We start from the raw sequence: 14267 nt of genomic DNA, 5'->3' as shown, positions 1-14267 counted from the left end.
CTTCTCCTCCGCCCGGCTGCCGGACCCCGGCAGCCGGGCGGAGCCGTATCAGCGCTGCTGCGGGCCCGTCACGACCGGCCGGACCTCCGGGTCCGCCGAGGGCAGCCCCCACTCGCTCCAGGACCCGTCGTACACGGCCAGGTCCCGGTATCCGGCCAGCTCGGCCCCCAGCGCGAGGACGCAGGCGGTCACCCCGGACCCGCAGCTGAAGTACAGCCGCTCACGGTCACCGGCCGCACCGGCGAACGCGGCGCGCAGCTCGTCCGGCGCCCGCATCCGGCCCCCGTCCTGGAGCCGGCCGAACGGCAGGCTGACGGCCCCCGGCATATGGCCGCCGCGCAGCCCGGCCCGCGGCTCGGGCTCCGTGCCCTCGAACCGCCCCCGGGTCCTGGCGTCGAGCACCGCCGCCCCCGGATCGGCCAGCACCTCCGCCACCTCACCGGCGCCGACGAGCAGTCCGGGCCGGGGCCGGGCCGTGAAGTCCCCGCGCCCGGCGGCCGGTTCGGGCGCGCTCTCGGTGACGGGCAGCCCGGCGGCGGTCCAGGCGGGCAGCCCCCCGTCGAGGACCGCGGCCCGGTCGAAGCCCATGGCCCGGAGCATCCACCGGGCCCGGGCGCTGGAGTAGATCCCGGCGGCGTCGTACACGACCACGGTGTCCGTGTCGTTCAGGCCGAGCGCCCGCATCTCCTCGGTGAACCGGGCGGCGTCCGGCATGGTGTGCGGCACCGGCACGGTGTGGTCGGAGAGCGCGCCGTCGATGTCGAAGACCCGGGCCCCCTCGATCCGCCGCCCGCTCCCCCGGTGCGCGCCGACCGACGCGTCGAGCACCAGCAGCCCGGGGGCACCGAGGCGCGCGGCGAGCCAGTCCGCGGAGACGAGGGGGCCGGGCAACGCGCCGACGGCGGTGCCCTCGTCCCCGTACGCCTGCGTTTCCTCGCCCACACGCCCTCCCCAGCTGCCCGGTCCGACTTTTCAAGATCGCAGCCGGTCGGGAGACTGTCAACGGGCCGACGGCCGGGCCAGCTCGTCGTACACCGCGAGCACCTGGGCCACGGTGTCGTCCTCGGTCGGCCAGCTCGCCGCCTGCCGCAGGCCCTCGGCGGCCAGCCGGTCCCGCTCGGCCGGGTCCCCGAGCAGCCGGGCCACCTCGGCGGCCAGCGCCTCGGCGTCCGCGTACGGCACGAGGACGGCGGCGTCCCCCACCAGTTCGGGCGTGCCGCCGACCGCCGTGGCGACCAGGGGCACCCCGGACCGCAGCGCCTGCTGGGCGGCGGTCGAGCGGGACTCCCAGCGGCTGGGCAGGACGGCCACGTCGGCGGCGGCCAGGAGCGCGGCGGCGTCGGACCGGTCGCCGAGCAGTTCGACGGGCAGGCCCTCGGCCGTGATGCGCCGCCTCAGGGCCGCCCGCTCCCGCCCCTCGCCGACGACGGCCACCAGTGGTACGGGGTCGAGCAGGCGCCACGCGGCCGCCGCGTCGAGCAGGGTCCCGTAGCCGTGTTGCGGTACCAGTGTGCCGAGCGCCACGATCAACGGCCGCTCCATCGCTCCGAGTTCGGCGCGGACCTTGTCGGCGGGCGGTCCGGACGGGCGCGCCGGCCGGGGGGCGGCGACGGGCGCGAGCCGGGCGTCGCGGGCGCCCCGGGCGCGCGCCCGGTCGACCAGGTCGGAGGAGGTGGCGAGCACCACGGCCGCCGCGCGCACCGCTCTTCGCTCCAGGAGGTGCAGCAGCCGGCGGCGGGCCCCCTCGGCATGGGCCCGGGTGTGCCAGGTGACGACCAGGGGGACGGGCCGGCGGCCGATCGCCAGGGCCGCCCGCACGGCGGCGTACAGTCCGTGCGCGTGGACGACGTCCGCGTCGGCGCAGGCGGCGCGCAGGGCGGCGACGGCCGCCGGGTCGCTGCGCCGGGGCACGGGCGCGAAGTGGGCGCCGGTGGCGGCGAAGTCGTGGGTGCGGTCCAGCGCGGCCGGCGCGCAGACGGTGACCCGCACTCCCCGGGCGACCAGCCCGGCGGCCAGCGAGCCGGCGTGCGTGCTGCTGCCGGCACTGCCGCCGCCGAGTACCTGGACCGTGCGCAGCTGTGACACGTCGATTGGCTCCCGGGGCTCCCGAGTCGGGGGTACGAACACGGCCAAGGATGCCAGTCCGTACGCACGTTCCGGCACGACGGAACCGTTACTCCGGGGCTCACCACGACAAATCGGACAGCCGACACCACCCGCACGGGTGAAAGCGTGTACGGCGCCACGACACCCGTACGGCGGGTGCCGGAGCCGGGGCACGCGCCGAGCGCGCCCCGGACAGGCCCTAACCGTCGGCGCGGGCCGTGGCGAGCAGTTCCTCGGCGTGGGCGCGGGCCGTCTCGGAGTCCTCCTGGCCCGCGAGCATCCGGGACAACTCCCGCACCCGGTCCTCGCCCTCCAGGACGGTGACCCCGCTGCTGGTCACCGAGCCGTCCACGGTCTTCTCGACCAGCAGCTGCCGGTCCGCGAAGGCCGCCACCTGGGGCAGGTGCGTGACGACGACGACCTGGGCGGACTTCGCCAGCTTCGCGAGCCGCCGCCCGACCTCGACGGCCGCCTTGCCGCCGACGCCCGCGTCGACCTCGTCGAAGAGGTACGTGGGCACGGGGTCGGATCCCGCGAAGACCACCTCGACCGCGAGCATCACCCGGGACAGCTCACCGCCCGACGCGCCCTTGGCGATCGGCCGGGGCTGGGCGCCGGGGTGCGGGGCCAGCAGCAGTTCGACCTCGTCCGCGCCGGACGGGCCGTACGCCACGTTCCGTCCGCCGATCTCGATGCCGGACGCCTCGTCCGCCGCCTCGGTCTGCCGGATGTCGAAGGAGACCCGGGCGTGCGGCATGGCCAGGGACGCCAGCTCCTCGGTCACCGCCTCCGCGAAGGACGCGGCGGCCGCCGTCCGGGCGTCGCTCAGCGCCTGCCCGAGGCCCGAGAGTTCGGCGCGCAGGGCGTCCCGCTCGGCGGTCAGCTCGGCGATCCGGTCGTCGTCGCCCTCCAGCTCGGTGAGCCGGGCCGCGCCCTCCTGCGCCCAGGCGAGTACGGCGGTGATGTCCTCGCCGTACTTGCGGGTGAGGGCGGTGAGCGCGGCGCGCCGCTCCTCGACGGCGGCGAGCCGCAGCGGATCGGCGTCGAGCTGGTCCGCGTAACCGGACAGTTCGCCGGAGACGTCCGCGAGCAGGATGGAGATCTCGCCGACCCGGTCGGCGAGCGAGGCGAGCGCCGGGTCGTGCGAGCGCACCCCGTCGAGGGCCTGCCGGGCGGCGGCCACCACGGTCGTGGCGTCCAGCGCCTCGGGGTCCTCCGGGTTGCCGGCCAGCGCGGTGTGCGCGAGGGCGGCGGCGGAGGCGAGCGCGTCGGCGTGACCGAGCCGCTGGGCCTCGGCGGCCAGCTCGGTGTCCTCGCCCGGCAGGGGTTCGACGGCGGCGATCTCGTCGAGGCCGAAGCGCAGCAGGTCGGCCTCCTGGGCGCGTTCGCGGGCGCGCGTCGTCAGCTCGTCCAGCTCCGCCGCCACGTCCCGCAGCCGCCGGTAGGCCGCCGCGTACGTGGCGAGCGGCACGGCGACGCCGTCGCCCGCGTACCGGTCGAGGGCCTGGCGCTGCCGGGCGGGCTTGAGGAGGCCCTGCTGGTCGGTCTGGCCGTGCACGGCGACGAGTTCGTCGGCCAGCTCGGACAGCACGCCCACGGGCACGGATCTGCCGCCGAGGTGCGCCCGCGAGCGCCCTTCGGCGGAGACGGTGCGGCTGATGAGCAGCGCCCCGTCCTCGATCTCGGCCCCGGCCTCCTCGGCGCGCAGGGCCACCGCGTCGCCCCCGGCCACCGTGATCCGGCCCTCGACCACCGCGGCCTTGGCGCCGATCCGCACCAGGGCGGGGTCGGCGCGCCCGCCGAGCAGCAGCCCCAGGCTGGTGACGACCATGGTCTTGCCGGCGCCGGTCTCCCCCGTCACCGCGGTGAAGCCGGGTGACAGCTCCACCACCGCGTCGTCGATGACCCCGAGCGACCGTATCCGCATCTCCTCCAACACGGACATGACCATACGAGGTTTCCCCGCCCGCGCGCACACGGGCCACGGCCCGGGCCCCCGGATCGTGCGATCCGCCGGGGTCAGTGCGGCGCGCCCCGCCACCCCGACACGGGCAGCGCGAACTTGGCGACGAGGCGGTCCGTGAACGACGCCTGGTGCAGCCGGGCCAGCCGGACGGGCACGGCGCCGCGCCGCACCTCGACCCGCGCCCCGGAGGGCAGTTCGACGGTCCTGCGCCCGTCGCACCACAGCACCCCGTGCGGGGTGTGCGGCTGGACCTCGACGGCGAGCACCGACTTGGGCGAGGTCACGAGCGGCTTGGCGAACAGGGCGTGGGCGCTGATCGGGACCATCAGCAGCGCCTCGACCTCCGGCCAGACGACGGGCCCGCCGGCCGAGAAGGCGTACGCGGTCGAGCCGGTGGGGGTCGCGCACACGATGCCGTCGCAGCCGAACCCGGTCACCGGGCGGCCGTCGATCTCCAGGACGACTTCGAGCATCCGCTCCGGCGACACCTTCTGCACGGCCGCCTCGTTGAGCGCCCAGTCGGTGTGGACGACGTCCCCGTTGCTGTGCACCAGGACGTCGATCGTCATGCGCTCCTCGACCGTGTACGCCCGGGTGACGACCCGGTCGACCACCTTGTCGAGGTCGTCGCGCTCGGCCTCGGCGAGGAAGCCGACCCGGCCGAGGTTGACGCCGAGCATGGGCACGCCGGAGGCGCGGGAGAGTTCGGCGCCGCGCAGCAGCGTCCCGTCGCCGCCGAGGACGATCAGCAGCTCACAGCCGTTGAGCACCTCGGGCGTGGCGTCGGTGACGGTCTCCACGGACGGGGGCAGGGGCAGGTCGGCCGCCTCCGTGGCGAGGACCCGCACCCCCAGGCCGTTGTGCAGCAGCCCTTGGACCACGAGCTCCGCGCTGCGGATCGCGGCCGGGCGGCCGGTGTGCGCGAGCAGGAAGACTGTACGTGCCGCATTCGTCGTCAACGGGGCCCCTCCGTCACTGCACGGTCGACATCCGCGGGATCCAGTTCCGGTGCTCCGGCCCGCAGCCACAGAAAGTACTCGACGTTCCCGGAAGGCCCCGGCAGCGGGCTCGCGGTCACGCCCCGCACCCCCAGGCCCAGCGCCCACGCCCGGCGGGCCACTTCCCGTACCGCCTCGGCGCGCAGTTCGGGGTCGCGCACCACACCGCCGCTGCCGAGCCGTTCCTTGCCGACCTCGAACTGCGGCTTGACCATGAGGACCAGGTCGGCTCCGGGGGCCGTGCAGCGGATCAGGGCCGGCAGCACGAGCCCGAGCGGGATGAACGACAGGTCGCCCACCACCAGGTCGACCGGCTCGCCGTCGATGGCCTCCAGGGTGAGTTCCCGGACGTTGGTGCGGTCCTTGACGACGACGCGCTCGTCGGACTGGAGTGACCAGGCGAGTTGCCCGTAGCCGACGTCCACGGCGACCACCCGGGCGACCCCGGCGCGCAGCAGCACATCGGTGAACCCGCCGGTCGAGGCCCCCGCGTCCAGCGCCCGCCGGCCCTCGACCTCCAGCCCGAGCGGCACGAAGGCGGCGAGGGCGCCGGCCAGCTTGTGGCCGCCGCGCGAGACGTACTCGGGGTCGCTGTCGTCCTTGGTGACGACGACGGCGGCGCTGGTCTCGACCTGGGTGGCCGGTTTGGTCGCGGTGGTGCCGCCGACGGTCACCCGGCCCGCCGCGATCAGCTGGCTGGCGTGCTCGCGCGAGCGGGCCAGCTTGCGGCGTACCAGCTCGGCGTCGAGACGGCGACGGGCGACTCCTGCCACGTTCGGTTCAGCTCCTGTGGTTGTACGGGGGCACCGGTACGGGTGGTCCCGGTGCGGGGGCGGGCCCGGCGTCCAGCGCGCTCAGCGCCTCGCGCAGGCCCCGGTGTACATCCTCGTACACCTCGGTGTGTCCGTCCGCCGCGAGGTGGTCGGCATCGGCCAGCCGCTCCAGCAGGCCGTCCACCTCGGCGCTGCCGGTGGGCGTCCGTACGACACCGAGAGGCGCCGGCCCCGCGGGCTCGGCCGGCTCCGGCGGGGCGTCCGTCTCGGGCTCGGGCATCGGGTCGCTCATGCGGAAACGCTACCGCGAAGCGCTGGGGTACCGTCGATCATGATGGCGACCATGGCGGAGTGCCGCAGCGCACTCGACAGACTTTCCGACAACCTCGCGGGGGCCGACGGCGACGTGCGCCGTGCCGCCGACCTGGACCGCTCGCTGAGCTGCCACATCCGGGACCTGGACATCACGTTCACCGGCCGCCTCTCCGGCGGCCGCATCCAGGTCCTGGACACGCTGGAGGGCCCACCCCGCGAAAAGGCCGAGATCCGCCTCGCGATGACCGGCGACGACCTGGTCGCCATGGTCGACGGCGACCTGAACTTCGCCAAGGCGTGGGCGGCGGGCCGAGTTCGCCTGGAAGCAGGCTTCAGAGACCTACTGAAACTGAAGTCACTACTGTGACGGCATCAGCCACATCAAGCCCGTCCGGCGCTTGAGGGCGTCTTTTCGGAGGTCCCGCGCGCCCCGCGCGCCCGCGCCGCCGGCACCACCAACGGCGTCCCCGTCTCCGGATCCGGGATCACCTGACACCGCAGCCCGAACACCCGCTCCACCAGCTCCGCGGTGACGATCTCCCCCGGCGCCCCCTCCGCGACGATCTCCCCGCCGCGCATCGCGATCAGATGCGTGGCGTACCGCGCCGCGTGGTTCAGGTCGTGCAGGACGGCCACCAGCGTCCGCCCCTGCGTCTCGTGCAGCTCGGCGCACAGGTCCAGCACATCGATCTGGTGCTGGATGTCGAGGTACGTCGTCGGCTCGTCCAGCAGGAGCAGCGGCGTCTGCTGGGCGAGGGCCATCGCGATCCAGACCCGCTGGCGCTGGCCGCCGGACAGTTCATCGACATAGCGATCGGCCAGCTCACCGACGCCCGTCGACTCCATCGACTCCTGGACCACCCGCTCGTCCTCCGGCGACCACTGCCGCAGCAGCCCCTGGTGCGGGTACCGCCCCCGCGCCACGAGGTCCGCGACGGTGATGCCCTCCGGCGCGATCGAGGACTGCGGCAGCAGGCCCAGCGTCTTCGCGACCTTCTTGGCGGGCAGCCCGTGGATCGACCGGCCGTCGAGGAGCACCTGGCCCCGGCTCGGCTTCAGCATCCGGGAGAGCGCCCGCAGCAGCGTCGACTTGCCGCAGGCGTTGGGGCCGACGATCACGGTGAACGAGTGGTCGGGTATCTCGACCGAAAGGTTCTCCGCGATGACCCGCTGGTCGTATCCGAGGGTCACCGAGTCCGCGGTGAGGCGCTGCATGGTCGTACTCCGGGGGTCGGACGGTCGGGAAGGGACGACGGAAGGGGACGTCATATGCGCCCCGCCTTGCGCTCGGTCACCAGGAGCCACAGCAGATAGCAGCCGCCGAGCACCCCGGTGACCACACCCACCGGCAGCTGGCGGTCACCGAACGCGTCGAGCGCGATCCAGTCGGCGACGAGCAGGAGCGCCGCGCCCATGAACGTCGCGGCCACCAGGTTCGGTCCGGTGGAACGGGTCAGCCGGCGCGCCAGCTGCGGGGCGCTCAACGAGACGAAGGCGATCGGCCCGGCGGCCGCCGTGGCGACGGCGACGAGCAGCACGGCGGCCCCCGTGAGGAGGAGGCGGGTGCGTTCGACGCGCACCCCGAGCGCGTACGCGGCGTCGTCCCCCATCTCCATGACGCGCAGGGCCGGCCCGTGCCCGTACACCAGGGGGAGCAGCACGGCGCAGACGGCCAGCAGCGGCCAGACCTGCGCCCAGTCGCGGCCGTCGAGCGAGCCGGTCATCCAGACGACGGCACGCGTCGCGTCGACCAGGTCCGCCTTGGTGATCAGGTAGTGGGTGGCGGCGGTCAGCATGGCCGCCGCCCCGATCCCCACCAGGACGAGCCGGAAGCCGTGCACCCCGCGCTTCCACGCCAGCAGGTAGACGGCGAGACCGGTCAGCAGGCCGCCGACGACCGCACCGGCCGCTACCTCCTTCGCGTCGCCCCCGAAGAGGACGATCACGGTGAGCGCGCCGACCGTGGCGCCCTGCCCGAAGCCGAGCACGTCGGGGCTGCCGAGCGGGTTGCGCGAGATGGTCTGGAAGACGGCGCCCCCGGCGCCGAGCGCACCGCCGACCAGGAGTCCGACGAGGACCCGGGGCAGCCGCAGGTCCGTGACGATGAACTCCTGCTGGAAGGTGCCGTGGCCGAAGAGCGTGGTCAGGACCTCGCCGGGCGTCATCGAGAAGTCGCCGCTGCCGATGAGGACGATCGCGGTGCCCGCCGCCACGACGGCCAGGAGCAGGACGACCAGGGCCGCCCGCACGTCCATCCGGAACGAGTACCCGCCGGCCGTCCGCACGGCCCGTACCGGACGGACGGCGCGTGCCGTCTCCTTCGTGGTCGTGGCCTTCACAGCTGGGACATCCTCTTGCGTCGTACGAGGTAGATGAAGACGGGCCCGCCGATGAGCGCGGTGACGATGCCGACCTGGAGTTCGGAGGGGCGGGCGATGACCCGGCCGGCCACGTCCGCGCCCAGCAGGAGCACCGGGGAGAGCACCGCCGCGTACGGGAGGATCCACCGCAGGTCGGGACCGGTGAGGGTACGCACCAGGTGCGGGATCATCAGCCCGATGAAGACGATGGGCCCGCACGCGGCGGTCGCCGCCCCGCACAGCAGGGTGACGGCGAGCATCGCGAGCACCCGGGTCCTGGTCAGGTGCGCGCCCAGCGCCCGGGCGGTGTCGTCGCCCATCTCCAGGGCGTTGAGCGGGCGCGCGATGAACACGGTCAGCAGGACGCCCGCCGCGATGAACGGCCACACCTTGCCGACGGTCTCCGTGTTCGCCGAGGCCAGCGAGCCGACCGTCCAGAACCGCAGCCGGTCGAGCGCCGCCGAGTCCAGCAGCTGGACGGCGTTGACGTATCCGTACAGCGCGGCGGTCACGGCCGTCCCGGCGAGCGCGAGCCGCACCGGGGTGGAGGACCGGCTTCCGCCGAGGAAGTACACGGCCACCGACACGATCGCGGCCCCCGCGAACGCGAACCACACATAGCCGGTCAGCGAGGTGACGCCGAAGAAGCTGATGGCGGAGACGACGGCGGCCGAGGCCCCCGCGTTGACGCCGAGGATGCCGGGCTCGGCCAGCGGGTTACGGGTCAGCGCCTGCATCACCGCCCCGGCGAGCCCCAGCGCGGCACCCACGAGGAGCCCCAGCACGGTGCGGGGGACGCGAACCTTGCGTACGAGGACGTCGTCGCCGCTGCCCGCGTAGTGGAACAGGCCGTGCCACACGTCGGAGACCGGCAGGGCCTTGGCCCCGATCCCGACGGACGCGAGACACACCAGCGCGAGGACGGCCACGGCCACCAGGAGCCCCGCCGCTCTCGCCGCGTGACGCCTGCGGGGAGCGGCGGCCTTGTCCGGCGCGGCTATCGGGCCGGAATGGGAATCCGGGGGGCTTTCAACCAACACCCGGTTAGGTTAGCCTACCCAGCCTTGAGGCTCCGGGGCCGCCCTCACCGCCCCAGTCGCCCCACGGCCTTCTCCGCGTTCAGGTCGCACGCCCCGTCCCCGGCGTGCGACCAGGCCGCGGCGCACAGCGCCCGCAGCCCGTCGAGCACGTCGCCGTCGCCCTCCAGCACGAGAGCGCCGCCCCCGGCGGACGCCGTCCAGCCCCCGCAGCGGAATCCCCCGCCGTCCTCCGTCACCTCGGGCTGTCCGGTGAGCAGCCCGCGCAGGTCCGCGTCGATGTACGTCGGCCGGTGCTCGGGGACGGCGGTCACCAGCTGCGCCGCGTCGGTCACCCCGGTGAGGACCAGCAGCGAGTCGACGCCGCCGTTGAACGCCCCCTCGATGTCGGTGTCGAGCCGGTCGCCGACCACCAGCGGCCTTTTCGCGCCGGTGCGCAGCACCGTCTCGCGGTGCATCGGCGGGAGCGGCTTCCCGGCCACCTGCGGCTCGGCACCGGTGGCGATGCGGACGACCTCGACGGCCGCCCCGTTGCCCGGCGCGATGCCCCGGGAGCCCGGGATCGTCAGGTCGGTGTTGGACGCGAACCACGGCAGCCCGCGGTTGACCGCGTACGACGCCTCGGCGAACCGGCCCCACGCCAGGTCGGGGCCGCCGTATCCCTGGACCACGGCGACCGGGTCGTCGTCGGCCGACTCGACGGGTTCCAGGCCGCGTTCCCGCAGCGCGACGCGCAGTCCCTCGCCGCCGACGACCAGGACCCGTGCCCCGGCGGGCAGCTGGTCGGCGACCAGCCGGGCCACGGCCTGCGCCGAGGTGATCACGTCGGTGGGCTCGGCCGGAACACCCAGCTCGGTCAGGTGCTCGGCCACCGCGGCCGGCGTGCGCAGCGCGTTGTTGGTGACGTACGCCAGGTGCATCCCGCCGTCCCGCGCGGCAGCGAGCGCCTCGACGGCGTGGTCGATCGCCAGCCCGCCCGCGTACACCACACCGTCGAGGTCGAGCAGCGCCGTGTCGTACGCCTCACTCAGCGCGGTGCTGCTGCCGCTCGGCCTGGTCCTGCTCGTCCCGCTCATGTTCCGCGCTCCTCATCGACTGCTTCTCCCCCGATCATCGCGCATCCCCGTACCCCACATACGATGCGTGGATGAACACACGAGGCACGGCGGACCAGGGACTGCGTCTGCTTCCGTTCCGTGGCCTGCGGTACGTCCCCGAACGGGTCGGCAGCCTCGCCGCGGTGACCTCTCCCCCGTACGACGTGGTCGTGCGGCCCGACGGACTGCTGCACCTGGAGTCGGCGGACCCGCACAACATCGTCCGGCTGATCCTGCCCCAGGCCGGCACGGTCGCCGCCCGCAACGCCCGGGCCGCCGCCACCCTGGACGACTGGCTCGCGGAGGGCGTCCTCGCGCCGGACGCCGAGCCCGCCCTGTACGTGTACGAGCAGCGCGACGAGGAGATCCTGCAACGAGGGGTCATCGGCGCCCTCGCGCTCTCGGGGCCGGCCGACGGCGTGGTGCTGCCGCACGAGGACGTCATGGCGCATGTGGTCGAGGACCGGGCCGACCTGATGCGCGCCACCGCCGCCCACCTGGAACCGCTGCTGCTGACGTACCGGGGCGACGGGGACACGGCGACGGGGGCGACCGCCGTGGTCGAGCGGACCGTCGGGCGCGAACCGCTGCTCTGCACGACCACGGAGGACGGCTTCCGGCACCGGCTGTGGGCGGTGACCGATCCCGCCGAACGCGCGGAGATCCAGGCGGACCTGGCCGGGCACCAGGCGCTGGTCGCGGACGGCCACCACCGCTGGGCCACCTATCTCAGGCTCCAGCAGGAACACGCGGGCCCGGGCCCCTGGGACTACGGCCTCGTGCTCCTGGTGGACACCGCGCGCTACCCGCTCCGGGTCCGCGCCATCCACCGTCTGCTGCACGGACTGCCCGTCGCGGACGCGCTGGCCGCGCTGACCGGCCTCTTCCGGACACGGGAGGTGGCGGGGCCGCTTCCCGACGCGATGGAGGCCCTGGCCGGGGCGGCCGCCGAGGGCAACGCCTTCCTGCTCGCGGGCGACGGGGCCTTCCATCTGGTCGACCGCCCGGACGAGACTCTGCTGGCCCGGACGGTCCCGGCGGACCGCCCGGACGCCTGGCGCACCCTCGACGCGACGGTCCTGCACTCGGCGCTGCTCGACCGGGTGTGGCGCATCCCGGACGACCCGGCGCACATCGCGTACATCCACGACACCGCCGCCGCGGTGGAACAGGCCGAGCGGCACGGCTCCACGGCGGTGCTGATGCATCCGGTACGCGAGGAGCTGGTCCGGGACCTGGCCCGCCAGGGCGTCACCATGCCCCGCAAGTCGACGTCGTTCGGCCCGAAGCCGGCGACGGGTCTGGTCCTGCGCAGCCTGAACCTGGGCTGAACGCGAAAGAGGGCGGCACCCCCTCGGGGTGCCGCCCTCTTCTCATGCGTTACGCCTGGGACGTGCCGTCCTCGTCGGCGTCGTCCCGGTCCGCGTCGGCGGCGACGGGCTCGTCCTCGTCGTCCAGGGCGTCCACGAACTCGACGCCGTCCAGCTCGGCAAGGCGGTCGGACGCGTCGGTGGCGCCGTCCTTGTCGGCCTCCAGCGCCTTGCCGAACCACTCGCGCGCCTCGTCCTCGCGGCCCGCTTCGAGCAGCGCGTCCGCGTACGCGTAGCGCAGGCGCGGGGTCCACGGGTGGACGGCGTTCGAGGCGAGCTCGGGGCTCTGCAGGGTGACGATGGCGGCGTCGAGCTGCCCCATGTCCCGCCGGGCACCGGCGGCCACGAGACGCATCTCGACCTGGCCCGCCTTGTCCAGCTTCTGCACCTCGGGCTCACCGGCCATCGCCATGGCCTTCTCGGGCCGCCCGAGACCGCGCTCGCAGTCGGCCATGACCGGCCACAGCTCCACGGACCCGGTCATCCGCCGGGCCGCCCGGAACTCCGCCAGGGCCTCCGCGTACTTCTGCGTCGCGTAGGCGGCGAAACCGGCGGCCTCGCGGACGGCGGCGACCCGGGACGCGAGCCGGAGGGCGATGCGCGAGTACGCGTACGCCTCCTCGGGGTCCTCGTCGATGAGCCGGGCCACCATGACCAGGTTGCGCGCGACGTCCTCGGCCAGCGTCTTGGGGAGGCTCAGCAGCTCCTGGCGGACGTCTTGGTCGATCTCGTGACCGGTGACGTCGTCCGGGATGGGCAGCCGCTTGATGGGCTCGCGGTCGCGGTCGTCCCGGCGCTCGTAACCGCCCGGCCGGCCACCGCGGTCGTCGCGGCCCCGGAAGCCACCCCGGTCACGGTCGTCCCGCTGGCCGCGGAAGCCGCCGCCCCGGTTGTCTTCGCGCCGGGGGCCGCGGTCGCGGTCCCGGTCGTCACGGCGGAACCCGCCACCGGCCGGACGACTGTCGTCGCGCCGGGGGCCGCGGTCGCGGTCGTCGCGGCGGAAGCCGCCACGGTCGTCATCGCGGCGCGGGGCACGGTCGTCACGGCGGAACCCGCCACGGTCGTCGTCCCGGCGCGGGGCACGGTCGTCACGACGGAACCCGCCACGGTCGTCGTCCCGGCGCGGAGCCCGGTCGTCACGACGGAACCCGCCACGGTCGTCGTCCCGGCGCGGAGCCCGGTCATCGCGGCGGAACCCGCCACGGTCGTCATCGCGGCGCGGGGCACGGTCGTCGCGGCGGAACCCTCCGCCGGAGTTGCCCCCTCGGTCGTCGCGGCCCCGGAAACCGCCACCGGACGGGCGGTCGTCGCGACGGAAGCCGCCACCACGGTTGTCATCGTCCCGGCGAGGGCCACGCGGCCGATCGTCACGGCGGTCGAAGCCACCCGGCCGGCCACCACGGTCGTCGTCCCGGCGCGGAGCCCGGTCGTCGCGGCGGAACCCGCCACGGTCGTCGTCCCGGCGCGGAGCCCGGTCGTCACGACGGAACCCTCCGCCGGAGTTGCCCCCTCGGTCGTCGCGGCCCCGGAAACCACCACCGGACGGGCGGTCGTCGCGACGGAAGCCGCCACCACGGTTGTCATCGTCCCGGCGAGGGCCACGCGGCCGATCGTCACGGCGGTCGAAGCCACCCGGCCGGCCACCACGGTCGTCGTCCCGGCGCGGAGCCCGGTCGTCACGACGGAACCCGCCCCCGCCACCACGGTTGTCGTAGCCACCACCACGGTCATCGCGACGGAAGCCGCCACCGGTGGAACCACCTCGGTCGTCCCGACGGAAGCCACCGCCGGAGGGGCGGTCATCGCGGCGCGGTCCACGATCCCGGTCGCGGTCCCGGTCGTCGCGACGGAAGCCGCCCCCGGCCCCGGAGGGACGGTCGTCGCGGCGCGGTCCACCGCGGTCGTTGTCCCGGCGCGGACCGCGCGAACGGTCGTCGCGACCGCCGCCGAAGCCGCCCCGGTCACCGCCGTCCCGGCGACGCGGCTCGCGCTCCGAACGATCGTCGGGAGAGTTGGTGGACATGGGTGGAGCTCCTGTCATCGGGGTACTACAGACATTCTTGCGCAGCCGGACACCCGACGCGCTTCGGGCAAAACAAAAAGGACCCTTGGTCCCAGCGCTGAACGCTGAGACCAAGGGTCCTTCAAAAATTGTTCGGCGGCGTCCTACTCTCCCACAGGGTCCCCCCTGCAGTACCATCGGCGCTGAAAGGCTTAGCTTCCGGGTTCGGAATGTAACCGGGCG

Annotated in this window: 14 protein-coding genes and 1 rRNA gene; 3 read left to right on the top strand and 12 right to left on the bottom strand. The window is 74.5% G+C overall.

Features of this window, described 5'->3' with window-relative positions; all coding sequences use genetic code 11:
• Positions 1 to 48: 48 nt before the first annotated feature.
• The 6 genes from ABZ565_RS32690 to ABZ565_RS32665 all read right to left on the bottom strand — a co-directional run bounded on the left by ABZ565_RS32690 (position 49) and on the right by ABZ565_RS32665 (position 6123).
• A complete protein-coding gene (locus ABZ565_RS32690) occupies positions 49 to 942 on the bottom strand; it encodes a sulfurtransferase (RefSeq protein WP_361035085.1) in 894 nt (297 codons plus the stop codon).
• Between the two features lie 57 nt (positions 943 to 999).
• On the bottom strand, positions 1000 to 2085 hold the full coding sequence (locus tag ABZ565_RS32685; protein WP_361035082.1) for a glycosyltransferase family 4 protein: 1086 nt from the start codon (positions 2083 to 2085) through the stop codon (positions 1000 to 1002).
• A gap of 220 nt (positions 2086 to 2305) precedes the next feature.
• Positions 2306 to 4051, bottom strand: coding sequence for a DNA repair protein RecN (recN, locus tag ABZ565_RS32680; RefSeq protein ID WP_361035079.1), 1746 nt, complete (start codon positions 4049 to 4051; stop codon positions 2306 to 2308).
• A 74-nt stretch (positions 4052 to 4125) separates the two neighbouring features.
• Entirely contained in the window at positions 4126 to 5031 is a 906-nt protein-coding gene (locus ABZ565_RS32675; RefSeq protein ID WP_361035076.1) for an NAD kinase, read from the bottom strand.
• The gene (locus tag ABZ565_RS32670; RefSeq protein ID WP_361035074.1) at positions 5028 to 5843 is read right to left on the bottom strand and encodes a TlyA family RNA methyltransferase; all 816 of its coding nucleotides are present in this window, start codon (positions 5841 to 5843) and stop codon (positions 5028 to 5030) included. Before ABZ565_RS32670 ends, ABZ565_RS32675 begins: the two co-directional genes overlap by 4 nt.
• Before the next feature lie 7 nt (positions 5844 to 5850).
• A complete protein-coding gene (locus ABZ565_RS32665) occupies positions 5851 to 6123 on the bottom strand; it encodes a hypothetical protein (protein WP_018103593.1) in 273 nt (90 codons plus the stop codon).
• Between the two features lie 54 nt (positions 6124 to 6177).
• Between ABZ565_RS32665 and ABZ565_RS32660 the strand changes: the two genes are divergently transcribed.
• Positions 6178 to 6525: an SCP2 sterol-binding domain-containing protein gene (locus ABZ565_RS32660; RefSeq protein WP_361035155.1), complete on the top strand. Its 348-nt coding sequence runs from the start codon at positions 6178 to 6180 to the stop codon at positions 6523 to 6525.
• 14 nt (positions 6526 to 6539) lie between these two features.
• On the opposite strand, the gene ABZ565_RS32655 is transcribed toward ABZ565_RS32660, so the two are convergent.
• The 4 genes from ABZ565_RS32655 to ABZ565_RS32640 form a co-directional block, all read right to left on the bottom strand.
• Positions 6540 to 7373, bottom strand: coding sequence for an ABC transporter ATP-binding protein (locus tag ABZ565_RS32655; protein WP_361035071.1), 834 nt, complete (start codon positions 7371 to 7373; stop codon positions 6540 to 6542).
• Between the two features lie 50 nt (positions 7374 to 7423).
• Positions 7424 to 8497, bottom strand: a complete 1074-nt coding sequence (locus ABZ565_RS32650; RefSeq protein WP_361035067.1) for an iron chelate uptake ABC transporter family permease subunit — start codon at positions 8495 to 8497, stop codon at positions 7424 to 7426.
• Positions 8494 to 9453 (bottom strand): iron chelate uptake ABC transporter family permease subunit, encoded by a 960-nt coding sequence (locus ABZ565_RS32645; RefSeq protein WP_361035152.1) that lies wholly within the window; start codon positions 9451 to 9453, stop codon positions 8494 to 8496. The genes ABZ565_RS32650 and ABZ565_RS32645 overlap by 4 nt, the downstream gene beginning before the upstream one ends.
• A gap of 149 nt (positions 9454 to 9602) precedes the next feature.
• Positions 9603 to 10631 (bottom strand): HAD-IIA family hydrolase, encoded by a 1029-nt coding sequence (locus ABZ565_RS32640; protein WP_361035064.1) that lies wholly within the window; start codon positions 10629 to 10631, stop codon positions 9603 to 9605.
• A 71-nt stretch (positions 10632 to 10702) separates the two neighbouring features.
• On the opposite strand from ABZ565_RS32640, the gene ABZ565_RS32635 reads away from it, so the two are divergent.
• Positions 10703 to 11983 (top strand): DUF1015 domain-containing protein, encoded by a 1281-nt coding sequence (locus ABZ565_RS32635; RefSeq protein ID WP_361035061.1) that lies wholly within the window; start codon positions 10703 to 10705, stop codon positions 11981 to 11983.
• Positions 11984 to 12032: 49 nt separating this feature from the next.
• Here ABZ565_RS32635 and ABZ565_RS32630 read toward each other — a convergent pair whose 3' ends face one another.
• Positions 12033 to 12782 carry a tetratricopeptide repeat protein gene (locus ABZ565_RS32630; protein ID WP_361035149.1) on the bottom strand — a complete coding sequence of 250 codons (750 nt, stop codon included), beginning with the start codon at positions 12780 to 12782 and terminating at the stop codon, positions 12033 to 12035.
• Here ABZ565_RS32630 and ABZ565_RS32625 point away from each other — a divergent pair.
• Positions 12741 to 14153 carry a hypothetical protein gene (locus ABZ565_RS32625; protein WP_361035146.1) on the top strand — a complete coding sequence of 471 codons (1413 nt, stop codon included), beginning with the start codon at positions 12741 to 12743 and terminating at the stop codon, positions 14151 to 14153. The genes ABZ565_RS32630 and ABZ565_RS32625 overlap by 42 nt on opposite strands.
• A 22-nt stretch (positions 14154 to 14175) precedes the next feature.
• On the opposite strand, the gene rrf is transcribed toward ABZ565_RS32625, so the two are convergent.
• Positions 14176 to 14267: ribosomal RNA gene (rrf, locus tag ABZ565_RS32620) — 5S ribosomal RNA — on the bottom strand; the annotation flags it as partial.

The sequence above is a fragment of the Streptomyces sp. NPDC016469 genome, from assembly GCF_040632905.1.
GTDB lineage: Bacteria > Actinomycetota > Actinomycetes > Streptomycetales > Streptomycetaceae > Streptomyces.
Note: the sequence above shows the minus strand (reverse complement) of the source record. Positions and strands in the feature narration are given on the sequence as shown.